Origin of the sequence: Vibrio vulnificus CMCP6, assembly GCF_000039765.1 — a bacterium.
GTDB classification, from domain to species: domain Bacteria; phylum Pseudomonadota; class Gammaproteobacteria; order Enterobacterales; family Vibrionaceae; genus Vibrio; species Vibrio vulnificus_B.
Map to the genome: position 1 here is coordinate 3,130,770 of NC_004459.3, position 25,467 is coordinate 3,156,236.

The following is a 25,467-nucleotide window of genomic DNA, read 5'->3' on the forward strand; positions in this document are numbered from 1 at the left end:
CATGGCAGATTTAATCTCTTACGATGATGCGATAGACGCGGCTTACGACATTTTTCTCGAAATGGCGCCTGATAACCTAGAGCCAGTCGATGTCATTCTGTTTACTGCACAATTTGATGATCGTGGCGCTGCTGAGCTGGTTGATATCAGCGATGATTGGGCTGGTCACGTTGGCTTTGACGTTGACAAAGAGATCTACGCAGAAGTACGCATTGGTCTCGTTAATGAAGAAAATGATGTCCTAGACGATGTGTTTGCTCGCATGCTGATTAGCCGCGATCCAGACCAAAAGTTCTGTCACATTCTCTGGAAACGAGATTAAGAAGCAAAAAAGGCTTGCCAATGGCAAGCCTTTTCATTTCTGCTCGTTCTCTTAGCGCTGTGGCTTAGAGCGGCTACCCGCTTGGTTGCGGCTATTGGTTTTGTTTGTTTGACCATCGGCCTTACTTGGCTTGCGTCGTGCCGCATTGTTGCTGCGACCTTTTGGCGTACTCACGCGCTCTTCATGACGTTTTACCGCGCGGCGAATCTTCTGACTACGGGCACGGTCACGCTTACGTGATGAGTTATTCAACTCAATCATGGTCTCTTTCTCTGGACGAAGCTCTACCAACTCGCGTAGGTAGTTCACGTCTTTCAGCTCAAGCTCCATCCAACCGCCACGTGGCAGTTTCTTATCAAGATAAATGTCACCATAACGTACACGTTTTAAGCGGCTTACTGTGCAATCCTGAGATTCCCAAAGACGACGAACCTCACGGTTACGACCTTCATTGATCACCACGTAAAACGTATGGTTCATACCTTCACCGCCAGTATAAACCACGTCTTCAAAGCGAGCTAAACCATCATCGAGCTCAACGCCGTTAACGAGGTTACGTACCTTGTGCTCATTCACTTCGCCAAACACGCGAACTAGGTATTCACGTTCAACTTGACGACTTGGGTGCATTAGGCGATTTGCCAATTCACCATCAGTGGTAAAAAGCAACAAACCAGAGGTGTTTGCATCAAGACGACCAACAGAGATCCAGCGAGAGCCACGGATTTTTGGTAGACGATCAAAAACAGTACGGCGACCTTCTGGGTCGTGACGCGTACAGAGCTCACCTTCAGGTTTGTAGTATGCCAACACTCGGCAAATCACCTCTTCCTGAGCTTTCACGGACACAACGTGACCATCGATGCGCACTACTGCTTGCTCATCTTCTAGTCGTTCGCCCAGTTTCGCGACGATACCGTTCACACTCACACGTCCTGATTTGATTAATGCTTCCAATTCACGACGTGAGCCATGACCAGCTCGTGCCAAAACTTTCTGTAATTTTTCGTTCATTTATCTACCTAAATTGTCGTCTTCTCAGACGTCTTAGTCTTACCAAGCTAGACCCGTTTACAATGTCTACCCGATGCTCGGAATCGAGGCGCCGATTATACGGGAAAATTTCATTCAATGTAAGATCTCCCCTTCGACGAGCTGTGGAAAACTGCGCATATCCATCCGTGATATCGAGTCAGTTAACCATCTAAGAGTATTAGAAATACCATACTCCACCACCACCAATTTCCTACTTTGGTTCATGGGTCTACTTTTCGGACACTGATAAAATTATCAAGCAATTTTATGTAACGCTTGCAGTCAATATCATCACAAAACAAAAGGAATAATCTATGTCTGGAACAACGGTTGATTTGAACTGGATATTTGGTACCGCACAAGACGACGATCTGAAAGGCACCGTAGGATCGGAAACCACTGATATATTCTTTGGCTTTGGAGGTGACGATAAGTTCGTCGGCTTCGGGGGAAACGACTATATTTTTGGCGGATGGGGTAACGATACCCTGCTAGGCGGTCGTGGTAATGATTTCATTTCCGGCGGCTCAGGAAATGACTTTCTCTCCGGAGGTTTAGGTAATGACACCCTCTTTGGCGGAAGCGGTGACGACATCATTTATGACTACGAAGGGAATAACTTTCTCAGCGGCGGTTGGGGTAATGACACGCTGGTCGTAGGACACGGCGATTCAATGCTCAGCGGTGGTTGCGGAAAGGACACGTTTGTTCTCACCAACCATTTGCCGATCAACGTACACGATCAACAAGTGCCAGTGAATGACATTGAAGTCAAAGCCGAGATCCTCGACTTTAATCTGTGCTACGACAAAATTTCGTTCAATATCGGCAAAGATACCAATGGAGATGGTATTCGCGACACCTTTCTTCAGTCACGAGATGAGCTTGATCTCTCGTTCAATCAATGGGGAGACGCTGTATTCTCCAGCGAAGAATGGGGAGTCGAACTCACCCTCACAGGCATTTCTCAATACGATATGAATTGGATTGATCATTACGGTATTGAGCTGTTTGATTTTGCTTGATAAGTGCGAGTATCGTCACTTAAAAACAAAGGGAAGCTAAGCTTCCCTTTGAACTATACGTCATCACTAACATCATTACTCAAATGGTGCTGGGTCACCAGAGCCAATACGTGCAACAACCGCATCACCTTCACTAAAGTCAATCACCGTCGTTGGTTGCTCGCCCAAGTAACCCCCGTTAAGAATCACATCAACCGCGTGTTCAAGTTTATCGCGGATCTCTTCTGGATCGGCTTCCGTTACCTCTTTGCCTGGCAAAATCAGTGATGTCGACATCAATGGCTCACCCAACGCATCAAGCAGATCTAGGGCAATACGGTTATCGGGTACACGAATACCTATGGTCTTACGCTTAGCGTTCATCAAACGACGCGGCACTTCTTTGGTCCCTTTAAAAATAAAGGTGTAAGGACCTGGAGTGTTGTTCTTTAACAAACGAAACGCCGTGTTATCCACACGTGCGTAAATGGACAACTCTGAAAGGTCACGGCACAACAGTGTGAAGTTGTGTTTTTCGTCTAAGCGACGGATCTGGCAAATTCTGTCTAATGCTTGCTTGTTTTCTAATTGACAGCCCAACGCGTATCCTGAATCGGTTGGATACACCACCACTCCGCCATTTCGAATGATTGCTACGGCTTGATTAATCAAGCGAGCCTGTGGGTTTTCTGGATGAACGTAAAAAAACTGGCTCATGGTAATTCCTCATTATCGAACCTCTCGGCTCTATAGCTCTGGGGCAATCGTAGACACGGTTTGAATTTTGTCTACCGGTTCTAAACCCCAATCTTTCCACACTGGTTCAACCCCCGCGGGTAACCAGAGGTTTCTTCCCAATTCCATCCACGGAGACGGATAATGAAAATCACTGCCTTGGGAAGCTAATAGTTTGTATTGTATTGCATAATCAGCCAAATTGCGCCTTTCTTGCTGCGATTGTTGTGGCTGCGCTACTTCCATCGCATCGCCACCGGCCTCGACAAAGGCTTGTAACAAGCGTTTCAACCATTTCGCCGTCAAGTTGTATCGCGCTGGGTGTGCAAGCACCGCTTGGCCCCCTGCGGCATGAATGGCTTTCACTGCGTCATCAATTGAACACCAGTTTGGCGGGACATAACCCGGGTTGTTACGCGTTAAGTATTTTTTAAACACCTGCTGCATCGTTTTGGCATAACCATTATCCACCAGCCATTTGGCAAAGTGAGCACGGGTAATCGGCGCTCCATCAGCGATTTGTCGCACCTCTTCGAGCACACCTTCCCGTGTCGCTTTTTGCAAACGTTGTGCAATCAGCTCAGCGCGGTTAACACGATGTTCTTGTTGCTGCTCAATCAGTTGATTCAGTGTCATGTTGTTAGGATCAACATTTAATCCCACGACATGGATGTCTTTATTCTGCCAAACCGTGGATATTTCAATGCCATTAATGATTTTAATTGGCAATTGCTTCTCATCGACATAACGATGTATTTCCGCCAACGCTTCTACCGTATCATGATCGGTCACCGCGAGCACATCCAAGTCAAACGTAAGGGCTCGCTCGATGAGTTCTTGCGGTGAAAAACGACCATCCGAGGCCGTCGTGTGGCTATGTAAATCTATTCTCATATATTTGCTACTAGGGGGTTGACTTTTTACCCTTGCACTAGTTAACTAGTACACAAATACAAAGTACCTGACTATAGGGCCGACCATGTTACAAGAATTTAACCACAACCAGAAAGCGAAACTTGCTCTGCATAACGAGAATGTCAATGCAGCAGAGCTCGCTTGGTGGCGCACTTGGACAAGTTCTTGGTGGGCTAACGTGTACTTTTAATAAAGAAAATGAATCACACAAAGCCCGCTAACCATGCGGGCTTTTTATTTTGTTGCACATCTCACAATCAACTGATTAAACATTCATCAAAACGAACAAATTCTGCGTTGGGTGAACGTTTGCTTTGTGCGAGTATGTACAGCAGGAAGACAAAGAATTGAATAATAAGGAGGTCTTGTGAACAAGGCCATTAACATCACCACACTAGGACAGCTAGAGCTTCTGTCAACGACGGTTCCTTACCATTCGGATCCTACGCGCCTTTTTCACACTTTGTGTGAAAACAAGCGCGATAGCTTATTGCTCGAATCAGCTGAAATCGATTCAAAACAAGATCTTAAAAGCTTACTGATTGTCGATTCCGCGGTACGTATGGTTTGCCATGGCCATGTCGTGACCATGACGGCACTCAGTGACAACGGCAAGAATCTGTTAACGCATTTGACAAAGAATGTCGCGCAAGAGGTTGAACATCAGTTTGATGGACAACAACTTACTCTCACCTTCTCAAGCCCAGATGACCGCCTAGATGAAGACTCTCGCTTACGTGAAGCCTCTAGTTTCGACGCATTGAGACTGGTTCAACACAGTTTTGATTTGGCGGAAAAAGACAAGCACGCGATCTTTATCGGCGGTCTGTTTGCCTATGACTTGGTGGCCAACTTTGAACCACTGGGTGAAGCCCACGCAATAAATCAATGTCCTGACTATGTCTTCTACGTGGCAGAAACGCTGATGGTGGTCGACCACCAGACCGAGAGTTGCCATTTACAAGCAACGCTTTTTGCAGACGACTCACAAAAAGAAGCACTAAATCAGCGTATTGAACAAATCCGCACTCTGTGTGCTACCCCGAAAGCGCTACCTAAAGCCATTCATCTCGATAAGGTTGAGGTCGATACCAATATCAGCGATGACGCCTTTTGCCAAGTGGTACGCGACCTAAAGCAATACGTAGTCAAAGGCGACATTTTCCAAGTCGTACCATCACGCCGCTTTACCCTGCCCTGCCCGTCACCATTGGCGGCGTATAAAGAGCTCAAAGTCAGCAACCCAAGCCCTTACATGTTTTACATGCAAGATGAACTCTTTACGTTGTTTGGCGCATCACCGGAAAGCGCGTTGAAATATGAAACGCAAACCAATCAGGTGGAGATCTACCCCATTGCTGGTACTCGACGCCGTGGCAAGCGAGCCAATGGTGAGATCGATTTCGACCTCGATAGTCGAATTGAACTCGAACTTCGCACTGACAAGAAAGAAAACGCCGAGCACATGATGTTGGTGGATCTCGCTCGAAATGATGTCGCACGCATTTCTCGCGCAGGGACACGCCACGTCGCCGATTTACTTAAAGTGGACCGCTACAGCCATGTGATGCACTTGGTCTCACGCGTTGTTGGACAATTACGTGACGATCTTGACGCACTACACGCCTACCAAGCGTGTATGAATATGGGCACATTAACGGGCGCTCCGAAAATTCGTGCCATGCAATTGATTCGTGATGTTGAAGGGGCTCGCCGTGGCAGTTACGGTGGGGCTGTCGGTTACCTCACTGGCGAAGGGACACTGGATACCTGTATCGTGATTCGTTCGGCTTACGTTGAAAACGGCATTGCACAAGTGCAAGCCGGTGCCGGAGTGGTCTTTGATTCCGCCCCCCAAGCCGAAGCCGATGAGACGCGCGGCAAAGCTCAGGCAGTCATCTCTGCCATTCAGAAAGCCCACAAGGAGTCGTAAAGATGGCGGACATTGTATTTATCGATAACTTCGATTCATTTACCTACAACTTGGTTGATCAGTTCCGCTCTTTAGGCCACCAAGTAAAGATTTACCGCAATAGTATTGCCACAGACACTATTGTAGACGCGATTGAGCAACTCGAGCGCCCAGTGGTGCTGCTCTCTCCAGGGCCAGGCGCGCCATCAGAGGCGGGCTGTATGCCAGAGTTAATTGCTCGCGTCAAAGGCAAAGTCCCAGTGATTGGCATTTGTCTCGGCCATCAGGCAATTGTGGAAGCCTACGGCGGCACCGTGGCTGGCGCAGGCGAGATCATCCATGGCAAAGTCTCGATGATGGAGCACCAAAGCCATGCGATTTATCAAGGGTTGCCATCCCCACTGGCTATTGCGCGCTACCACTCGTTGGTGGCAACACACGTACCGCAAACACTGACCGTAACCGCCGAAGTGAATGGCCTTGTTATGTCGGTGGTTAACGAAGAAGACAAAGTGTGCGGTTTTCAATTTCACCCAGAGTCCATCATGACGACACAAGGTGCGACGTTGTTAGCCAACGCGATTAACTGGGCATTAGCATAAGGATTGGGAGAAAAGATTATGGAAGCCATCATCAACAAACTGTATCAGCAAGCATCTCTGACAGAGCAAGAGAGCCAACAACTTTTCGACACCATTATTCGCGGCGAGTTAGACCCCATTCTCATGGCTTCGGCCCTAACCGCACTGAAAATCAAAGGGGAAACACCCGATGAAATTGCCGGTGCAGCCAAAGCATTACTTGCCAATGCGCAACCTTTCCCGCGTCCTGATTACGATTTTGCCGACATCGTGGGCACGGGTGGCGATGGCCACAACACCATCAATATCTCGACAACCGCAGCCTTTGTGGCCGCAGCCTGTGGGTTGAAAGTCGCTAAGCATGGCAATCGCAGCGTTTCAAGTAAATCTGGCTCTTCCGATCTACTTGATTCATTTGGCATCAACCTCGCGATGAGTGCAGAAGATACTCGCTCAGCCGTCGATAACATTGGCGTCGCCTTTTTGTTTGCACCTCAATACCATAGCGGTGTGAAGCATGCGATGCCTGTGCGCCAAACCATGAAAACGCGCACCATCTTCAACATCTTAGGCCCTTTGATTAACCCTGCGCGCCCTAACATCGAACTGATGGGTGTATACAGCCAAGAACTGGTTCGCCCTATCGCAGAAACCATGTTGAAAATGGGCATGAAACGCGCCGCGGTCGTGCATGGCAGCGGCTTGGATGAAGTCGCTATTCATGGCGACACCTTGGTCGCAGAAATCAAAGATGGCGTGATTCACGAATACACTCTCACCCCAGCCGACTTTGGCGTCAATACACATCCATTGGAAGCGATTAAGGGTGGTGATCCGGAGGAAAACAAAGCCATCATCACTCACTTACTCACCGGAAAAGGAACGGAAGCTCAATTGAGTGCCGTTGCCGTCAACGTCGCCCTGCTCATGCGTCTTTTTGGTCATGAGGATCTTAAAGCCAATACGCAACAAGCGATCGACGTAATGAACTCTGGTAAAGCGTATCAACTGGTCGAAAAATTGGCTCAACACGCCTGAGGTTTATGATGACAAACAGCAACGAAAAACTGTCAGAACACGTTTCTCTGCAGGAAGCACAAATGGCGGAAGTCCTAGCCAAGATAGTTCGCGATAAATACCAGTGGGTAGCCGAGCGTAAACACGCGCAACCATTGGCCAGTTTTCAAGCCACATTGACACCATCGGATCGCAGCTTTTACCAAGCCTTGCGGGGCCAACGCACGGTATTCATTACCGAATGTAAGAAAGCCTCCCCATCAAAGGGATTGATCCGTGAAGATTTCGACTTGGATTACATCGCGTCGGTGTACAACCACCACGCAGATGCGATTTCGGTACTCACCGATGAGAAATACTTCCAAGGCAGCTTCGACTTTCTGCCCCGAGTGCGTCAGCAAGTGCGCCAGCCTGTGTTGTGTAAAGATTTTATGGTCGATAGCTATCAAGTTTATCTCGCTCGTCACTATCAAGCCGACGCCATTTTATTGATGTTGTCAGTCCTCAATGACGAGCAATATCAAACACTGGCAGATGTTGCCCACCAGTTGCAAATGGGTGTGCTGACAGAAATCAGTAATGACGAAGAGCTTGAGCGTGCTGTGAAGCTGGGGGCGAAGGTGATTGGCATTAACAACCGCAACTTACGTGACCTCACCACCGATTTGAATCGCACCAAAGTACTCGCGCCAACTTTGCGTCGCCTAGCACCAGAAGCGATTGTGATCTCGGAATCGGGCATTTACACCCACCAGCAAGTGCGCGATCTCGCCCAATACGCTGATGGCTTTTTGATCGGTAGCTCACTGATGGCAGAAAAAAACCTCGAGCTCGCGGTACGTAAAGTGACACTGGGTGAAAACAAAGTCTGTGGTCTCACTCATCCGGAGGAAGCCGCCAAAGCCTATCAAGCTGGCGCTGTCTTTGGTGGTTTGATTTTTGTAGAGCAATCCAAACGTGCTGTAAATATAGAGCAGGCAAGACTGACGATGAGTGGCGCTCCGCTCAATTATGTTGGCGTGTTCCAAAATCACCCCGTTACCTTGGTGGCCGAAACCGCAAACCAGCTGCAACTGCATGCGGTGCAATTACATGGCAACGAAGAAGCCGATTACATCGCACAACTGCGCAAGCAACTCAACGAATCGATTGAGATTTGGAAAGCCTATGGCGTGACCGACCAAGCACCGACTCTACTTACTCAAGATGTTGATCGTCATCTTTTCGATGCGCAAGTCGGCCAACAAAGCGGTGGAACAGGGACTACGTTTGATTGGGCTTTATTGGATGATCCAAGCCATATCATGTTGGCTGGCGGTCTCAATCCAGACAATGCACAAAAGGCAGCAAGCCTTGGATGTTTAGGACTGGATTTAAACTCTGGTGTTGAAGAAAGCCCTGGGAAAAAAGATCTGACGAAGCTGCAGCAAGCGTTTGCAGCCATCCGAAATTATTGATATTGATGATCTGAACCTGAGGTTCAGTGAAGAACAAATTCTGGCACATAGCCAAACACAATTAAGGAAGCAAACATGACTAAGTTAAATGCCTACTTTGGCGAATACGGCGGTCAGTACGTACCTCAGATTCTGGTACCCGCATTAGAGCAGCTCGAGCAAGCGTTCATTGACGCCCAAGAAGACCCAGATTTCCGCAGTGAGTTTATGGGGTTACTCCAAGAATACGCAGGCCGCCCAACCGCACTGACGCTGACGCGCAATCTAACCAAAGGCACCAAAACCAAACTGTACCTAAAACGTGAAGATTTACTGCACGGTGGCGCGCACAAAACCAACCAAGTACTTGGTCAAGCACTGTTGGCTAAACGCATGGGCAAAAACGAAATCATTGCTGAAACGGGCGCAGGCCAACATGGCGTTGCCACTGCACTTGCCTGCGCACTACTGGGCTTGAAGTGTCGCGTGTACATGGGAGCAAAAGACGTCGAGCGCCAAAGTCCTAACGTGTTTCGTATGAAGTTAATGGGCGCGACGGTGATTCCGGTGCACTCAGGTTCCGCCACACTGAAAGACGCATGTAATGAAGCATTGCGTGATTGGTCTGGTAGCTATGAAACCGCCCACTACTTATTGGGCACTGCCGCGGGTCCCCACCCTTTCCCAACCATCGTACGTGAGTTCCAACGTATGATTGGTGAAGAAACGAAGAATCAGATCCTCGCACGTGAAGGACGCCTGCCTGATGCAGTGATTGCTTGTGTGGGTGGCGGCTCAAACGCCATCGGTATGTTCGCCGACTTTATCGAAGAAGAAACGGTTCGCCTGATTGGTGTTGAACCTGCGGGCAAAGGCATTGATACCGACCAACATGGCGCGCCCTTAAAACATGGCAAAACTGGCATTTTCTTTGGTATGAAAGCGCCACTCATGCAAGATGAAAACGGCCAAGTCGAAGAGTCATACTCCGTTTCCGCAGGTCTCGATTTCCCATCAGTGGGTCCTCAACACGCTCACCTTAATGCCATTGGTCGCGCTGAATACGACAGCATCACCGATGATGAAGCGCTTGATGCGTTCCAAGAGTTGGCAAGAAGTGAGGGTATTATTCCTGCGTTAGAATCGTCTCACGCTTTGGCACATGCGCTGAAAATGGCCCGCAACAACCCAGAGAAAGAGCAGTTGTTGGTCGTTAACCTATCTGGTCGAGGTGACAAAGACATCTTTACCGTTCATGCCATTTTAGAAGAAAAAGGAGCAATCTAATGGACCGTTATCAAGCGACATTTGAGCGCCTCGCCGCGCAAAAACAAGGTGCCTTTGTTCCTTTTGTTACCGTGTGTGACCCTAACCCTGAACTCTCACTCAAGATCATGGATACCTTAGTTAAAGCGGGTGCCGATGCTCTTGAACTTGGCATTCCATTTTCTGATCCATTGGCCGACGGCCCAACGATCCAAGGCGCAAATATTCGCGCGCTGGATTCAGGCGCAACACCTGATATCTGTTTTGATTTGATCGGACAAATCCGAGCTAAATACCCAGATCTACCGATTGGCCTGTTGATGTACGCAAACTTGGTCTATTCACGTGGTATCGAGAATTTCTACCAACGTTGCGCTCAAGCAGGCATTGATTCTGTGTTGATCGCCGATGTCCCAACGAACGAAAGTGCAGAGTTTGTCGCGGCAGCCGAAAAGTTTGGTGTACATCCAATCTTTATCGCACCACCAACGGCCAGTGATGAAACACTAAAACAGGTTTCACAACTGGGTGGCGGTTATACCTATCTTCTCTCTCGAGCGGGGGTCACAGGAGCTGAAACAAAAGCCAACATGCCTGTGGGTGATATGCTTGCGAAGCTAGAACAATTTAATGCGCCACCTGCACTGTTGGGCTTTGGTATATCAGAGCCTGAACAAGTCAAACAGGCTATCGATGCGGGTGCGGCAGGTGCCATTTCAGGCTCTGCAGTGGTCAAAATCATCGAAAGTCACCTCAATGAACCTGACGCGATGTTAACGGCACTGGCAAACTTTGTTTCCAACATGAAGTCTGCAACACAAAAGTAACGTGGTAGACATCTAAACATCTATGAGATCGATTTCTTATCCACTAGTAGAAATCGATCTTTTTTTTAACATTCCAACTCACTTCCACCCCAGCTTATAAACGAGCCATCACTCAATAAAATGCCACCGTTATATAAGACCAAGCTATAGCAAACGTTTGCTTTCTGCTTAAAAAATTGTCAATCGTCAATAAAACGCCTGATATTCACGCCCTCGCTTCTTATCCCATATTGCTAAATGTGAAATAAACGTGTAAAAATCTGATCGAATATTTATCCAAAGAACACTTTTTCGTTCAGTGGGTAATTCTGGATTTTTAATATTTATTAGCACAGAGGTTATGGAAGTGTTAAAAGAAAAGAGTTTGTTACGCAACATTGGTGTGCAGGTTGTCATCGCCATGATCGTGGGTACTGCCGTTGGTGCCTTGATGGGTGATAGCGCCTCTATGTTTGCTCCACTGGGGGCCATCTTCATCAACCTGATCAAGATGCTGGTTATCCCTCTTGTTGCTGTTGCCCTAATTTCTGGCGCAGCGGGCCTAGGCAATAGTCAATCTGCTGGCAAGGTAGGTTTCGTGACACTGGGTTACTTCGGTCTAACATCTGCACTTGCCGTTGCACTTGCCCTGTTCATGGGTGAAGTCTTCAAGCCGGGCATGGGTATCGATGTTTCCGGTGTCGAAGGCATGTTCTCTGCTGAGTACGCTTCTAAAGGTGAACTTCCTACTTTTTGGGCTACCATCACAGGTATGATCCCAACCAACGTTTTCCAGTCACTTAATGAAGCCAACATCCTACAGATCCTCGTCTTCTGTCTATTTTTAGGTATCGCTATCTCTAAACAAGAGAAAGAGAAGCGTGAGCCAATCATGAATGGCGTAAACTGCATTGTTGATTCCATGGTTTGGATGATCAACAAAGTGATGGTCATCGCGCCTCTCGGTGTATTTGGCCTGATGGCAGAAGCCGTAGGTACGTTTGGTTTTGGCGCCCTGATGGTGGTGTTTAAACTGTTTGTGGTTTACGTTGCGGCGATTCTTATTTTTGGTTTCGTAGCTTACCCACTGATGATTCAGCTGTTTACTAAAACCTCTGCGAAGAAATTCATCAGTGCGATGAAAAAGCCACAAGCTGTTGCTCTGTCAACCGCTTCTTCAATGGCAACCCTGCCAGTCACCATGGATACCGTTGAGAAAGAACTGGGTGTTCGCAACTCGACCGCATCTTTCGTTTTGCCTCTAGGCGCAACGATCAACATGTCTGGTAACGCCATTTACTACGGCCTCGTCGCGATCTTCTTTGCTCAGCTATTCAACATCGATTTGAGCATGGGTGCTTACATTGCCATCATTGTGACCGCAACGCTCGGCGCAGTAGGTCAAGCAGGTGTTCCTGGTCCTTCTTTCCTCGTTGTTGCCGTCCTGCTCGCAGCGGGCATTCCAATCGAAGGTCTACCACTGTTGTTCGCTCTTGACCGTATCTTCGATATGATTCGTACCGCGCTCAACATCACTGGTGATGCAGCGTGTGCCGTCATTGTCGATGCACTGCTTGATGAAGAAAATGAAAAACAAGCTGAGATGAATAAGCAAGAAGCCTAATCGCAGTTTTTGCAAATTGATTCTCAAAACGGGGTGACCAATGCGTTACCCCTTTTTTATGCCTGCAGAAAGCGCCAAAGGCGGCAAACCGAAAGTGGCACTCATATTGCTTCTTGCTCATAACCATCAGAAGCGTCAAATTCATCACGCAGTTTGTGCTTCGACGCAGAATGAGGACAGCATTATGACGTTACATCGACGCACCTATTATGGCCTTATCCATCATGGCATGAAGGCACTACTGTTAGACCGCATTGGCCATTTTACCGAAGATGAGTATCACCACTACCTTGGCATAACCACCGGCAAAACGACGTGCTTTTCAATGACTGACGACGAACTTGAGGTGACCGTTGAGAATCTTCGCACCGAAGGCTATTTGGAAGACATGAAACGTGTCATCGCCCAATTTCAGGGGGCAGCTTAAGCGCGGCGAATCTTGGGAAGCCGCCGGGCTTCCTAAGCCTCCAATAACCCATCATTTACTTTCAAGGCTTCACATTGAGCCAGTTTTGTTTAGACTGTGGGCAATTCAATCGACAGGAACCTTTTTGCCACATGAAGCAAATACTTGATTTTATTCCTCTAATTATCTTTTTCGCCCTCTACAAGATGTATGATATCTATGTTGCAACAGGCGCTTTGATTGCAGCAACAGCCATTCAGATCGTTGTCACCTACGCCTTGTACAAGAAAGTTGAGAAGATGCAGTTAATTACCTTCTTAATGGTGGCCATTTTTGGTGGCATGACCATTTTCCTGCATGACGACAACTTTATTAAGTGGAAAGTGACCATCGTCTACGCCGTGTTTGCCATTGGTTTGACGGTCAGCCATGTTATGGGCAAATCGGCCATCAAAGGCATGTTGGGCAAAGAGATCACCTTGCCTGAGTCAGTATGGGCAAACATTAACTGGGCATGGGTTGGCTTTTTCACCTTTTGTGCAGGGCTGAATATCTATGTGGCCTACCAGCTTCCTTTAGATGTTTGGGTGAATTTTAAAGTCTTTGGTTTATTAGCGGCGACGTTGGTTTTTACCGTCCTCACTGGCGGCTATATTTATAAACATCTCCCTAAAGAACAAAATGGCCAGTCATCGGACGTGCCAACGGATGAATAAACTGCATTTTTTGCTATAATCCTGTTCTTATTTTTCGCAGCGACCCTTTGGTCGCTGTTTTGTTTGTTGTGGATGTCAAAATGAGTCAGGAATTTCACTCTCCAAAGGGTCAGTTACTGTTAAGAACCCTCGCCATGCCAGCCGATACCAATGCCAATGGGGATGTATTTGGCGGTTGGATCATGTCTCAGCTCGATCTCGCCGGTGGTATTTTGGCGAAAGAGATCTCGCACGGACGAATCGTCACTGTATCCGTGTCCGGAATTACCTTTAAAAAACCAGTCAGCGTGGGCGATGTCGTGTGTGTTTACGGTGAATGCACCAAAATTGGTCGCACTTCAATGTCGATTAATCTCGAGGTTTGGGTGAAGCCCGTACGCGACCACGGAATCGAAGATCGCTTTATGGTTTGCGATGCCACGTTTAACTATGTCGCCATTGATGCAGACGGCAAACCACGGCCTATCGTTACGGCATAAATTCCGTAGAGTTTCACAGTTTCTCGAATTTAGCTGTTCTAACTCCCTGTAATTGAGATAGATTAGGCCAAGTTAGTATCACCATTAGAAAGGAAAAGAGAATGTGGTATGTCATTTTTTCTCAGGACGTTGAGAATTCGTTGGAAAAACGCCTTAGTGTGCGCCCACAACACCTAGAGAGATTGCAAGCATTGCAAGACGAAGGACGTCTATTAACTGCAGGCCCGATGCCAGCCATCGACTCTGACAACCCTGGTGAAGCAGGTTTCACAGGTTCTACCGTGATCGCTGAGTTTCCTTCTTTGCAAGAAGCTCAAGCCTGGGCGGATGCCGATCCTTATATCGCAGCGGGTGTTTATGCCAATGTGATCGTTAAACCTTTCAAGAAAGTGTTCTAATGTTTAAAAAAGTACTCTCTGCATCGTTAGTGTTGTTGGCATTAGCGGGCTGTTCTTCAAATGGTGAGAAAGAGCGCCAATTAGAGCTCATGGCGTCTAACCGCGCTGGCGTACTCTCGGCGGGATTACCGATTGAATACGGTCCACTTAAAGTCATGCGTATTTCATCATCGAAAAACATTGTTGAGATCATGATGATCTACAACACCGACGCGACTGGTGCAAAACCGACACAAGAGCTGCTTTCCACCAGCGTAAGTAAATACTGTGAAGACGCAACCGTGCGAAACCAACTCGATATGGGGCTGATGTATCGCATCAAAATTCGCAACTCTCGTGGGCAACTGATCATCGATGAGATGGTGACGGCGGCTAGCTGTCAGCCACAATAGCGGCTTGCTTCGAAAGCCGCGCTCAATAACAGCAAAAACGGAGGTCATGACCTCCGTTTTATTTAAGTTCACTTCACGACATCTGATCGCAAATTCCCTAACGTCCAATGCCCTCACGACCGTGGTCACTGTCCAAATCCAAATTGGGGCCTAATGGCACAACTTGCGTTGGATTAATCCCAATGTGACTAAAATAGTAATGGCGTTTAATGTGGTAGAAATCTGTCGTTTCAGCAATCCCTTCGATCTGATACAGCTCTTTCATGTAGCCATTAAGATGGGGGTAATCCGCAATACGCTTTTGATTACACTTAAAATGACCAACGTACACCGCATCAAAGCGGATCAGTGTGGTGAACAGGCGCCAATCGGCTTCAGTCATTTGGCTGCCCGCTAAGTAACGATGCGTCGCGAGATGATGCTCCACACGATCGAGTGCAGAAAAAAGAGCGTTATACGCTTCTTCATAAGCCTCTTGCGTCGTGGCAAACCCACAACGATAAACGCCGTTGTTGATGTTGGGGTAAATGAAGGCGTTCCACTCTTCGATCACCTCACGTAATGAATCTGGATAGTAATCATCTTGATTCCCCGTCAGTTGATTAAACGCCGAGTTAAACATGCGAATGATTTCCGATGATTCGTTGCTCACGATTGTATTGGTTTTCTTGTCCCAAAGAACGGGAACCGTCACTCGCCCAGTATAATCAGGTTTTGCTTGGGTATAGATTTGATGCAATTTGGTATGACCAAACAAGGGCTCTGGCAACCCCATCTTCCATCCATCACTGAGCATGTCAGGGCAAACCACGGTGACATCAATATGCTCTTCCAGCCCCTTTAATTTGCGGAAAATCAGCGTTCGGTGTGCCCAAGGGCAAGCTAACGAAACATAAAGGTGATAGCGACCCGATTCCGGCTGAAAGGGTGCTTGTGGTTTATTTTCAATCCAGTCACGAAATCCTGCATCTTCACGCACGAACTTTCCTTTGGTCTGCTTTGTATCGTACCAAACGTCGTGCCATACCCCTTCAATTAATTTGCCCATGAACCCTCCTCACTTTTTTCTCAGTATAGGAAAAGGACGTGATTTATTAAGCGCTAATATTTGCAAGTGATATTCGAAAAATTTGAACGTATCACCGACAAGGCAAGATTGAACTCAAATAATAGAGATAAAAAAAGCGCGGCTCATAAAGAAACCGCGCTTAAGCCCGTCACAGGCTGAATTACGTTACATCTCTACATGTAAACAAGACACTGCGTGTGTGTCATTACCTTGAATCGTTGGTTTGGTTTGCGCACACGCCTCTGTTGCCTGTGGGCAACGAGTGCGGAACACACAACCAGACGGCGGATTCATCGGTGAAGGCAGGTCGCCTTCAAGCATTTGAATGGTTTTCGCGCGCTCCAACTTTGGATCTGGAATGGGCACAGCCGACATCAATGCGCGTGTGTATGGGTGTTTAGGGTCCGCAAACAAGGCTTCAGAGGTGCCGAGTTCAACCGCATTACCCAAGTACATCACCAAAACACGATCAGAAATGTGTTTTACCACCGAAAGGTCATGCGCAATGAACACCAAAGAAAGGCCTAGCTCTTTTTGCAGTTCTTTCAAAAGGTTAACTACCTGAGCTTGAATAGATACGTCAAGTGCTGAAACCGGTTCATCACAGATGATCATTTTCGGATTCAGGATCAGAGCACGTGCAATACCGATACGCTGACACTGACCACCAGAAAACTCGTGTGGGTAGCGGTTAATCACGTTGGGTAGCAGACCTACTTTGGCCATCATCTCTTTCACGCGAGACTTCACTTCCTGCTTACCAAGTTCAGGGTAGAAGGTTTCTAGTGGCTCAGCGATGATGTCACCGATGGTCATACGTGGGTTAAGCGAGGCAAGCGGATCTTGGAAAATCATCTGCATGTCTTTGCGTGTTTCGCGACGTTGCACTTCTTTCATCTTAGTGAGGTCTTGACCTAGCCATACCACTTCACCTTCAGTCGCATTCACCAGACCAATGATGGCACGCGCGAAAGTAGACTTACCACAACCGGACTCGCCCACTACACCAAGGGTTTCACCTTCATAAAGACGAATATTCACACCGTCAACCGCTTTAAGACTCGACGGTTTGCTCCATGGCCATGCCGACTTGGATGCAATGCTAAAGTGAACTTTAAGGTCTTTTACATCCAGTAGGATTTTTTTCTCTTGTGCACTCATTTTGTCCAAGCCTCCCATTCAGAAAAACACGCACGCTGACGACCATCGGCAAATGGGGTCAAGATTGGCGCTTCACGTTTACAACGATCTATTACGCGATGGCAACGCTCTTGGTAAGGGCAGCCAGGTGGTAGGCGCAGTAGGTTTGGTGGGTTACCAGGAATGGTTGGCAGAATCTCACCTTCGGTATCCAAACGTGGGATCGCCTTAAGCAGACCTTCCGCATATGGGTGGCTTGGGTTGTAGAAAATTTCGTCAACAGTGCCATATTCCATGGTACGACCGGCGTACATAACCAGCACTTTGTCACAAGAGCCAGCCACGACACCAAGGTCATGAGTGATCATGATGATGGCAGTGTTGAACTCTTGTTTCAGCTCGTTGAGCAGATCCATAATCTGTGCTTGAACCGTTACGTCAAGTGCGGTCGTCGGCTCGTCGGCAATCAACAATTTAGGACGGCACAATAGCGCCATCGCAATCATCACGCGCTGACGCATACCACCCGAAAATTCGTGTGGATACATGGTAATACGCTTGCGAGCTTCTGGAATCTTAACCGCTTCTAACATGCGCACAGACTCTTCAAACGCCTCTGCTTTGCCCATGCCTTTGTGCAGCATCAACACTTCCATGAGCTGATCGCTCACCTTCATGTAGGGGTTCAGAGAGGTCATCGGATCTTGGAAGATCATCGCAATCTGTTCAGCACGAACTTTATTCAGTTCTTTCTCTGGCAAGTTCAGAATTTCTTTACCTTCGAACTTTGCGCTGCCTGAGATAATACCGTTTTTGGCCAGCAGACCCATGATCGCAAATACGGTTTGCGATTTGCCTGAACCTGACTCACCTACGATCCCGAGTGTTTCACCCTGATTGAGTGAGAAATTTAAATCGTTTACTGCGGTCACGATACCATCTTGCGTGGTAAATTCGACGCGCAGATCTTTGACATCTAATAAGCTCATCATTGCTTCCTTAATCTTATCGTTCTAATTATCTGTCTTTTGGATCCAGCGCATCGCGCAAGCCATCACCGACGTAGTTGAAACAGAATAGAGTGACAACCATGAACAGGGCTGGGAAAGCCAACTGCCAAATAGCCACTTCCATTGTTTGAGAGCCTTCTTGTAGAAGTGCGCCCCAACTTGTCATTGGCTCTTGAACCCCAAGACCAAGGAATGAAAGGAAAGATTCAGTCAGAATCATGCTCGGAATCAATAGTGTTGAGTAAACCGCAACAATGCCAAGTACGTTTGGCACAATGTGGCGAGTGATGATCTTCCACTTGCTCACACCACAAACGTGGGCGGCTTCGATAAACTCTTTGCTACGTAAGCTCAGTGTTTGACCACGTACAATACGCGCCATATCCAACCAAGCAATCGCACCGATAGCCACGAAGATAAGCACAATGTTACGGCCGAAGAATGTCACCAGTACGATAACAAGGAACATGAAAGGCACTGCGTAAAGGATTTCAAGAATACGCATCATAATACGGTCAGTACGGCCACCAATAAAACCTGAGGCCGCGCCGTAGAGCGTACCAATCGTAACCGCGACCAATGCACCAAGTACACCCACCATTAGCGAGATACGACCACCAATCAAGGTACGGACGTACAAATCTCGGCCTAAACTATCCGTACCAAACCAATGCTCAGCATTTGGTCCAACGTGCATGGCATACCAGTCAGTATCATCAAACGTGAAAGGTGCTAGCATTGGTAGGAAAATGACAGCAAGTGTCATCACCATAAGGATAAACAAACTCACCATCGCAGCTTTGTTGCGCATAAAGCGAATGCGGGCATCTTGCCATAAGCTGCGGCCTTCAATTTCTAGGTTTTCTGAAAACTTCTCAAGCGCTTCCAGATTCTCTTTTTTCGTCAACATAACCATATACGTCCCTGTTAGTAGCGAATTTTCGGATCAATCATCGCCAACAGAATATCTACAATGGCGTTGAACAGAATAAACAAGAAACCGATCAGAATCGTTACGCCCATAACCAGCGAATAGTCACGGTTAAATGCGGCGTTAACAAATAGCTTACCAATACCTGGTAGACCAAAGATGGTTTCGATAACAACAGAGCCGGTAATAATGCCGACAAACGCTGGACCCATGTAAGAAACCACAGGCAACATAGCGGGTTTGAGTGCGTGCTTTACGATGATGTAAGGGTAGCTCAACCCTTTCGCTCGAGCTGTACGAATAAAGTTACTGTTGAGCGTTTCGATCATCGAACCACGAGTGATACGTGCGAAGGTCGCGACATAAAGCAGCGACATACCGATAACCGGTAGGACAAGATACTTCAGACCGCCATCATGCCAACCGCCTGCCGGGAACAGATCCCAATGCAGCGCAAAGAGATAGATCAGCGCGGGGGCTAACACAAACGATGGCATAACCACACCAATCATGGCCGTAGACATAATGGTGTAATCCACCCAAGTATTGTGTTTGAGTGCGGCAATGGTGCCGACCGTGACCCCGAGAATAACGGTAAAGATAAACGCAATGAAACCAACTTTCGCCGATACCGGCAACGCAACGGAAATCAATTCGTTTACTGAATAGTCAAGGTATTTAAACGACGGGCCAAAATCGCCCTGAATAACGTTAAATAAGTAAGTGGTGTATTGTTCGATCACCGGCTTATCTAGGCCATATTTGGCTTCGATATTGGCCATAACTTCAGGTGGAAGTGGCTTCTCACTTGAAAATGGGTTACCTGGTGCGAAACGCATAAGAAAGAAAGATACGGTGATCAAAACCAACATGGTTGGAATCGCCTCAAAGATCCTTTTAATGATGAATTTAAGCATAAACTCACTCTTTCAGTCTGTGACAGTTTAAATGAAATTAGACGCTGCATGCGGCTATACCACATGCAGTGTCTCTATTTTTTATAGTTATCAGCTTAGGTGATTACTTCGCGATGATGTAGAGATCTTTTGAGTAGATCTTCTCTTCCGCATTGTTTGATGGGAAACCACCAACACGTGGATTTAGTAGACGCGAACGTACATATTGGTAGATTGGTGCGATAGGCATATCTTTTGCCATCAGATTTTCAGCATCCAAGTACAGCGCAGTACGCTCTGCTTCAGATGTTGACTTCAGCGCTTTGTCGATCAGAGCATCATACTCTGCATTACCCCAGTGCTGACCACCCGTTGTATTCGCGCTCACCATCAGAGTTAGGAACGAAGATGCTTCGTTGTAGTCGCCACACCAACCGGCGCGTGCCACTTCGAAATCACCTTGATCTTTAGTAGATAGGTAAGTTTTCCACTCTTGGTTTTCAAGATTAACATCTAGACCAAGTGTTTTCTTCCACATAGAACCGAGCGCAACGGCGATCTTCTTGTGGTTTTCGTTGGTGTTGTAAAGCAAAGTAAACTTCAGAGGGTTGCCTTTGCCGTAACCCGCTTCTTCAAGTAGGCGAGCCGCTTCTGCGTTACGCTCTTTCTGAGACATTTTACCGTACTCAGGAAGTTCTGGGTTGAAGTTTGCAGTGATCTCTGGCGTTAGGAAATACGCAGGCTTCTGACCCTGACCTAAGATCGCGTTTGCTACGATGTCACGGTCAATCGCGTAAGAGATCGCTTTACGTACACGTACGTCATCAAACGGCTTTTTCTTCGTGTTGAAAGAGTAGTAGTAAGTACATAGGCTGCCTTCAACAGAAACCGATTCTGGGTGTTCTTTTTTCAGACGCTTGAAGTGTTCAGTTGGTAGAGTTGATGTAAAGTCAATTTCACCCGAAAGGAAACGGTTCATTTCTGCAACCGCGTTTTCGATTGGTAGGAAAGTGACTTTGTTGATCACTGTCTTAGAGTCATCCCAGTACTTGGTGTTACGAACCATTTCTAAACGTTCGTTAACAACCCATTTGTCTACAACAAACGCACCGTTACCGACGAAGTTTTCTGGCTTAGTCCATTGATCACCAAACTTCTCTACCGTTGCTTTGTGTACTGGTTTCATGGTGGTGTGGCCAGTCATCATCACAAAGTAAGGAACCGCCGTTTCAAGCTCAATCACTAGCGTGTAATCGTCAGCCGCTTTTACACCAAGCTCAGACTTGTCTTTCTTCCCTGCAACGATGTCTTTCGCGTTTTTCATCTTGGTGTATTCCATGTACCAAGAGTATGGCGATGCTGTTGCTGGATCGACAGCACGTTGCCAGCTGTATACGAAATCTTGCGCGGTAACAGGGTCGCCGTTAGACCATTTTGCATCTTTACGTAGGTGGAAAGTAAAGGTCTTGTTGTCCGTCGTTTCCCAGCTCGTTGCGACACCAGGAATGGTGTTGCCGTCTGCATCTTGGTTTACTAGACCTTCCAATAGGTCACGAATTACATGCGACTCTGGCACGCCTTGAGATTTGTGCGGGTCGATAGTAGCAACCTCAGTACCGTTACCACGAACGAGTTCTTGTTTTGCTGCTAATTTAGTTCCAGCTGGTACGTCTGCGGCAAGAGCAGAAAGAGAGGTAGTTGCGAGTGTTAGACCAGCACCAAGAAGAAGTGCTTGGGTGATTTTGTTCTTATACATGCATAAACTCCAAGTTTTATATTTGCATCCATGACTTCTTTGCCAAAACACCAGAACGGCAGTGTTTTAGAACTTTTTAGCTGCGTTTTAGAAAACAAAACAACTAAAAGCATTGCAAAGATTGCGGCACACATTAGCAATCATTGAAGTAATTTGCCATAAAAATGTAGCAAAAAACTCAATAATCCTGACTGAACGCCACGAAAATAGCACCTTATGCCAGTATATTAATTTCTTATGGTTATTTTCATTTACCAGACCAATCAGCCATAGCTATAAGTGCCAATAAATCTAAAAAATAACCACATACCAGCATCTTGTGCTAGATAATTAGCCAAAAATTAACATTTACGACACATGACGTCTAACGAATTGTGGGAATTGTATTGTCAGAAAATTGAAGAGTGTGAAGAGACTCACCGAACGGAAATTGAAGAAGGAAAAATTGTTAGAGCATTTGTTCGGTCACAACAAACTGCTCTGTCACAGCAAAATAACAAAAGCGATGGGTCGAACCATCGCTTTGAATCACAAATTTAGCATATAGCGGAAACCGCTATGATTGCCAACGCTCAGCCGCTTGGGCATCAGACTCTCTAGACTCAACCCATCGAGTCGTTTCAGTTGTACGTTCTTTTTTCCAGAAAGGCGCTTTGGTCTTGAGATAATCCATAATGAACTCACAAGCCTCAAACGCCGCACCGCGATGTGCACTCGACACCCCAACATACACGATTTGATCACCGATATTGAGGTCTCCAACTCGATGGATAACACGGACATTCAGCAACGGCCATCTCTGCTCGGCTTGATCACAAATCTCACCCAGCGCTTTTTCCGTCATACCTGGATAATGCTCCAAACTTAGGCCCGTGACATTATCGCCCAAGTTCATGTCTCTCACCTTGCCAACAAAAGTCACCACAGCGCCTGCCGCGCTCCCCTGTGACAACCACGCATATTCTGCTGCGATGTCGAAATCTTCGACTTGAACTGAGATACGATTATCCACGCTACCCCCCTGTCACGGGAGGGAAAAAGGCCACTTCGTCACCATCTTGCAGTGTTGTTTCCAGTGGAACAATCGACTGATTGACTGCAGCAAGCAATTTCCCAGCCTCTAAAGCAAGTGACCACTTACCTTCTTGCTCTGCTAAATGTGCTCGAAGTGATTCAACGGTGTCGAAGTTCGCCTCTACATCGACTGAATCCACACCCACCAGCTCACGGGTTTGAGCAAAGAATAAAACCTTAATCATGCTTCCACCTTAAAGTGTCCAGACTTGCCACCCGTTTTCTCTAGCAAACGCACGGGGCCAATCACCATGTCTTTTTGTACCGCTTTACACATATCGTAAATTGTCAGTGCCGCGACAGACGCCGCGGTCAGCGCTTCCATCTCCACACCCGTTTTGCCTGCCAGCTTACACACAGATTCAATACGCACTTTATTTTCAGCTTCGATGGCTTGTAACTGCACTTCAACTTTTGAAAGCAATAACGGATGACACAATGGGATCAAATCCCAAGTTTTCTTCGCCGCTTGTATGCCTGCGATTCTCGCCGTGGCAAACACATCCCCTTTGTGATGCTGACCAGAAACAATCAGCTGTAATGTCTCTGGTGCCATATGCACAAACGCTTCCGCACGTGCTTCGCGTACCGTTTCAGCTTTGGCAGACACATCCACCATGTTTGCTTCGCCAGAGGCGTTGATGTGAGTAAACTGGCTCATGGGCTCTCCTTTATACGCTCAGGTGAGGCATAAAGTTGCAAGGACGATGGCTCGCATCCAATTGTTGCTTGATGATTTTAGTCCAACCCGTACGACAAGCCCCCGTTGAGCCAGGCATAGCAAAAATCACTGTATGATTTGCAAAACCGGCAATCGCGCGAGATTGAATCGTCGAAGTGCCAATTTCTTCATAAGAAACCAGACGGAACAACTCACCAAAACCTTCAACCTCTTTATCAAAAAGCGGTTTCAGTGCCTCTGGAGTACTGTCGCGAGAAGTGAATCCGGTACCACCAGTGATCATGATCGCTTGCACGTTTTCATCTGCGATCCATTGAGAGACGATCGCACGAATCTTGTACATGTCATCGATGACAATTTGTTTGTCGACCACGTTGTGGCCTGCTTCTTTTGCATTTTCGACGAGGTACGCACCAGAAGTATCATTTTCTTCCGTGCGTGTATCAGAAACAGTTAGAACAGCGATATTCGCTGGTTGGAATTTACTTTCAGCGTGACCCATGTGTTCACCTTTTCTCTTGAGTTAATAGCGTTATCGGTGGTCATCATCGTGACCGCCTTAGAGGTATTCTTTGTTCTGTATTAGCCGCCAATAGATGCTAAGTGCGGCGTCATGCCCGTCTGACCTTCGTTTAAGAAATGGCTGACAGATTTAGTCTGTAACTCCGACTGAATTCGGGCAATGAGATCAGACTCTTGATCGTCTTGTTGCAGCAGGTCGCGCAGCTCGACGCCTCGATCACCAAATAGACACAAATGCAATTTGCCTTTTGCAGAAACTCGTAAGCGGTTACAGCTCGCACAAAAGTCTTTTTCGTAAGGCATGATCAAACCAATCTCACCTTGATAATCAGGGTGAACGAACACTTGCGCAGGGCCATCATTAGCCGCCTTCACTTTCAGTAACCAGCCATTTGCGATCAGATGATTGCGAATCGCCACACCGGAGACATGATGTTGTTGGAATAAAGTGTCCATCTCACCCGTTTGCATCAGTTCGATAAAACGCAATTGGATCGGGCGATGCTTAATCCAGTGCAAAAAAGCAGGTAACTCGTTGTGGTTGAGATCTTTCATCAACACAACGTTGACTTTCACTTGTTCAAAACCCACTTCAAACGCGCGATCAATCCCCGACATCACTTGGTGAAATTTATTCTCGCCAGTGATTTGATGGAACATACGTGGGTCAAGGCTATCCACGCTGACATTAATTTGGTTTAAACCTGCTTCTTTCCATTCTCCAATATGCTTTTCCATTCGATAGCCATTGGTGGTAGTGGCAACTCGCTTAATGCCTTGAGTTGATGCGACCGTGTGGATAATGTCAGTAAAATCTTTACGCAGACTTGGCTCTCCGCCAGTAATGCGCACTTTACTTGTGCCACAGTCAGCAAAAGCCTTAACGACTCGACGGATTTCAGAGAGGTTTAAAAAAGACGAGTTTTTCTGCCCCGAAGGTTGGTAACCATCAGGCAGACAATAGGTACATTTGAAATTACACACGTCCGTCACAGACAAACGCAAGTAATAGAATTTGCGGTGGAATCTATCTTCGAATTGTTGCGCCACGGAACACCTTTCCAAACACGGGAGGCGTAGTCATTTCCAATTACGCCCTTGTGACATCATGTCACTGGCTTAAGCTGCTTATCATTCCATCATTGAAATAAAATAACTTAGCAAGTTAAGCTCGGAGTTATGGCAACCCTTGAACTTGTTCGTTCAAGTGGTAGCTTTGCTCGATAAAATACTTAATATTTGTAGTGGAATCTAGCTCTAAACGAGAAAAACCTCACTAAAGCCACAATTTACCACCTTGTGAGTACCTGATATTAACGGGATACTCTAAATTGTAGTTGGTT

Annotated in this window: 29 protein-coding genes, 1 riboswitch and 1 other annotated feature; of the genes, 15 read left to right on the forward strand and 14 right to left on the reverse strand. The window is 47.0% G+C overall.

Going from position 1 to position 25,467, the window contains the following annotated elements; genetic code table 11:
• Position 1: 1 nt before the first annotated feature.
• Complete coding sequence (locus VV1_RS14505; RefSeq protein WP_011080862.1) at positions 2 to 322, forward strand: HI1450 family dsDNA-mimic protein; 321 nt, start codon at positions 2 to 4, stop codon at positions 320 to 322.
• Between the two features lie 51 nt (positions 323 to 373).
• Here the strand turns inward: VV1_RS14505 and rluB are convergent, their stop codons facing one another.
• Positions 374 to 1,336 carry a 23S rRNA pseudouridine(2605) synthase RluB gene (gene rluB / locus VV1_RS14510; RefSeq protein ID WP_011080863.1) on the reverse strand — a complete coding sequence of 321 codons (963 nt, stop codon included), beginning with the start codon at positions 1,334 to 1,336 and terminating at the stop codon, positions 374 to 376.
• Positions 1,337 to 1,671: 335 nt separating this feature from the next.
• On the opposite strand from rluB, the gene VV1_RS14515 reads away from it, so the two are divergent.
• A complete protein-coding gene (locus VV1_RS14515) occupies positions 1,672 to 2,382 on the forward strand; it encodes a calcium-binding protein (protein WP_011080864.1) in 711 nt (236 codons plus the stop codon).
• A gap of 75 nt (positions 2,383 to 2,457) precedes the next feature.
• On the opposite strand, the gene VV1_RS14520 is transcribed toward VV1_RS14515, so the two are convergent.
• Together VV1_RS14520 and rnm are read right to left on the reverse strand one after the other, a co-directional pair.
• Entirely contained in the window at positions 2,458 to 3,078 is a 621-nt protein-coding gene (locus VV1_RS14520; RefSeq protein ID WP_011080865.1) for an L-threonylcarbamoyladenylate synthase, read from the reverse strand.
• Between the two features lie 30 nt (positions 3,079 to 3,108).
• The gene (gene rnm, locus VV1_RS14525) at positions 3,109 to 3,990 is read right to left on the reverse strand and encodes an RNase RNM (RefSeq protein ID WP_011080866.1); all 882 of its coding nucleotides are present in this window, start codon (positions 3,988 to 3,990) and stop codon (positions 3,109 to 3,111) included.
• A gap of 85 nt (positions 3,991 to 4,075) precedes the next feature.
• Between rnm and trpL2 the strand changes: the two genes are divergently transcribed.
• From trpL2 to VV1_RS14590, 13 genes are all read left to right on the forward strand, one after another.
• On the forward strand, positions 4,076 to 4,201 hold the full coding sequence (gene trpL2 / locus VV1_RS14530; protein ID WP_011149930.1) for a tryptophan operon leader peptide: 126 nt from the start codon (positions 4,076 to 4,078) through the stop codon (positions 4,199 to 4,201).
• Positions 4,148 to 4,250 (forward strand) — a sequence feature (Trp leader region). Its footprint overlaps the gene before it by 54 nt.
• A gap of 128 nt (positions 4,251 to 4,378) precedes the next feature.
• Positions 4,379 to 5,944 (forward strand): anthranilate synthase component 1, encoded by a 1,566-nt coding sequence (locus VV1_RS14535; RefSeq protein ID WP_011080867.1) that lies wholly within the window; start codon positions 4,379 to 4,381, stop codon positions 5,942 to 5,944.
• A gap of 2 nt (positions 5,945 to 5,946) precedes the next feature.
• Complete coding sequence (locus tag VV1_RS14540) at positions 5,947 to 6,525, forward strand: aminodeoxychorismate/anthranilate synthase component II (RefSeq protein WP_011080868.1); 579 nt, start codon at positions 5,947 to 5,949, stop codon at positions 6,523 to 6,525.
• Positions 6,526 to 6,543: 18 nt separating this feature from the next.
• Positions 6,544 to 7,542 (forward strand): anthranilate phosphoribosyltransferase, encoded by a 999-nt coding sequence (trpD, locus tag VV1_RS14545; RefSeq protein WP_011080869.1) that lies wholly within the window; start codon positions 6,544 to 6,546, stop codon positions 7,540 to 7,542.
• A gap of 5 nt (positions 7,543 to 7,547) precedes the next feature.
• Entirely contained in the window at positions 7,548 to 8,978 is a 1,431-nt protein-coding gene (gene trpCF / locus VV1_RS14550) for a bifunctional indole-3-glycerol-phosphate synthase TrpC/phosphoribosylanthranilate isomerase TrpF (protein ID WP_011080870.1), read from the forward strand.
• A gap of 75 nt (positions 8,979 to 9,053) precedes the next feature.
• Entirely contained in the window at positions 9,054 to 10,244 is a 1,191-nt protein-coding gene (gene trpB / locus VV1_RS14555) for a tryptophan synthase subunit beta (protein WP_011080871.1), read from the forward strand.
• Entirely contained in the window at positions 10,244 to 11,050 is an 807-nt protein-coding gene (gene trpA / locus VV1_RS14560) for a tryptophan synthase subunit alpha (protein WP_011080872.1), read from the forward strand. Before trpB ends, trpA begins: the two co-directional genes overlap by 1 nt.
• A 298-nt stretch (positions 11,051 to 11,348) precedes the next feature.
• On the forward strand, positions 11,349 to 12,653 hold the full coding sequence (locus tag VV1_RS14565; protein ID WP_011080873.1) for a dicarboxylate/amino acid:cation symporter: 1,305 nt from the start codon (positions 11,349 to 11,351) through the stop codon (positions 12,651 to 12,653).
• 184 nt (positions 12,654 to 12,837) lie between these two features.
• Positions 12,838 to 13,080: a hypothetical protein gene (locus VV1_RS24970; protein ID WP_026050800.1), complete on the forward strand. Its 243-nt coding sequence runs from the start codon at positions 12,838 to 12,840 to the stop codon at positions 13,078 to 13,080.
• Positions 13,081 to 13,211: 131 nt separating this feature from the next.
• Positions 13,212 to 13,775 (forward strand): septation protein A, encoded by a 564-nt coding sequence (locus tag VV1_RS14575; protein WP_011080875.1) that lies wholly within the window; start codon positions 13,212 to 13,214, stop codon positions 13,773 to 13,775.
• Between the two features lie 80 nt (positions 13,776 to 13,855).
• Entirely contained in the window at positions 13,856 to 14,254 is a 399-nt protein-coding gene (gene yciA / locus VV1_RS14580; protein ID WP_011080876.1) for an acyl-CoA thioester hydrolase YciA, read from the forward strand.
• Between the two features lie 101 nt (positions 14,255 to 14,355).
• A complete protein-coding gene (locus VV1_RS14585; protein WP_011080877.1) occupies positions 14,356 to 14,652 on the forward strand; it encodes a YciI family protein in 297 nt (98 codons plus the stop codon).
• On the forward strand, positions 14,652 to 15,044 hold the full coding sequence (locus VV1_RS14590; protein ID WP_011080878.1) for a GspS/AspS pilotin family protein: 393 nt from the start codon (positions 14,652 to 14,654) through the stop codon (positions 15,042 to 15,044). The genes VV1_RS14585 and VV1_RS14590 overlap by 1 nt, the downstream gene beginning before the upstream one ends.
• Before the next feature lie 97 nt (positions 15,045 to 15,141).
• On the opposite strand, the gene VV1_RS14595 is transcribed toward VV1_RS14590, so the two are convergent.
• The 11 genes from VV1_RS14595 to moaA form a co-directional block, all read right to left on the reverse strand.
• Positions 15,142 to 16,092: a glutathione S-transferase family protein gene (locus VV1_RS14595; protein ID WP_011080879.1), complete on the reverse strand. Its 951-nt coding sequence runs from the start codon at positions 16,090 to 16,092 to the stop codon at positions 15,142 to 15,144.
• Between the two features lie 186 nt (positions 16,093 to 16,278).
• The gene (gene oppF, locus VV1_RS14600; protein WP_011080880.1) at positions 16,279 to 17,274 is read right to left on the reverse strand and encodes a murein tripeptide/oligopeptide ABC transporter ATP binding protein OppF; all 996 of its coding nucleotides are present in this window, start codon (positions 17,272 to 17,274) and stop codon (positions 16,279 to 16,281) included.
• On the reverse strand, positions 17,271 to 18,242 hold the full coding sequence (locus VV1_RS14605) for an ABC transporter ATP-binding protein (protein WP_013572107.1): 972 nt from the start codon (positions 18,240 to 18,242) through the stop codon (positions 17,271 to 17,273). Before VV1_RS14605 ends, oppF begins: the two co-directional genes overlap by 4 nt.
• Positions 18,243 to 18,270: 28 nt before the next feature.
• Positions 18,271 to 19,173, reverse strand: coding sequence for an oligopeptide ABC transporter permease OppC (oppC, locus tag VV1_RS14610; RefSeq protein WP_013572108.1), 903 nt, complete (start codon positions 19,171 to 19,173; stop codon positions 18,271 to 18,273).
• A gap of 17 nt (positions 19,174 to 19,190) precedes the next feature.
• The gene (gene oppB, locus VV1_RS14615) at positions 19,191 to 20,111 is read right to left on the reverse strand and encodes an oligopeptide ABC transporter permease OppB (RefSeq protein ID WP_011080883.1); all 921 of its coding nucleotides are present in this window, start codon (positions 20,109 to 20,111) and stop codon (positions 19,191 to 19,193) included.
• Positions 20,112 to 20,214: 103 nt separating this feature from the next.
• Positions 20,215 to 21,846 carry an ABC transporter substrate-binding protein gene (locus tag VV1_RS14620; protein WP_011080884.1) on the reverse strand — a complete coding sequence of 544 codons (1,632 nt, stop codon included), beginning with the start codon at positions 21,844 to 21,846 and terminating at the stop codon, positions 20,215 to 20,217.
• 556 nt (positions 21,847 to 22,402) lie between these two features.
• A complete protein-coding gene (gene moaE, locus VV1_RS14625; RefSeq protein ID WP_011080885.1) occupies positions 22,403 to 22,858 on the reverse strand; it encodes a molybdopterin synthase catalytic subunit MoaE in 456 nt (151 codons plus the stop codon).
• A 1-nt stretch (position 22,859) separates the two neighbouring features.
• Positions 22,860 to 23,105: a molybdopterin synthase sulfur carrier subunit gene (gene moaD / locus VV1_RS14630; protein ID WP_011080886.1), complete on the reverse strand. Its 246-nt coding sequence runs from the start codon at positions 23,103 to 23,105 to the stop codon at positions 22,860 to 22,862.
• Positions 23,102 to 23,581, reverse strand: a complete 480-nt coding sequence (moaC, locus tag VV1_RS14635; RefSeq protein ID WP_011080887.1) for a cyclic pyranopterin monophosphate synthase MoaC — start codon at positions 23,579 to 23,581, stop codon at positions 23,102 to 23,104. The genes moaD and moaC overlap by 4 nt, the downstream gene beginning before the upstream one ends.
• A gap of 10 nt (positions 23,582 to 23,591) precedes the next feature.
• A complete protein-coding gene (gene moaB / locus VV1_RS14640; protein ID WP_011080888.1) occupies positions 23,592 to 24,104 on the reverse strand; it encodes a molybdenum cofactor biosynthesis protein B in 513 nt (170 codons plus the stop codon).
• Positions 24,105 to 24,184: 80 nt separating this feature from the next.
• Positions 24,185 to 25,174, reverse strand: coding sequence for a GTP 3',8-cyclase MoaA (moaA, locus tag VV1_RS14645; protein ID WP_039553216.1), 990 nt, complete (start codon positions 25,172 to 25,174; stop codon positions 24,185 to 24,187).
• Positions 25,163 to 25,313: riboswitch (molybdenum cofactor riboswitch) on the reverse strand. (Overlaps the previous gene by 12 nt.)
• Between the last annotated feature and the right edge of the window lie 154 nt (positions 25,314 to 25,467).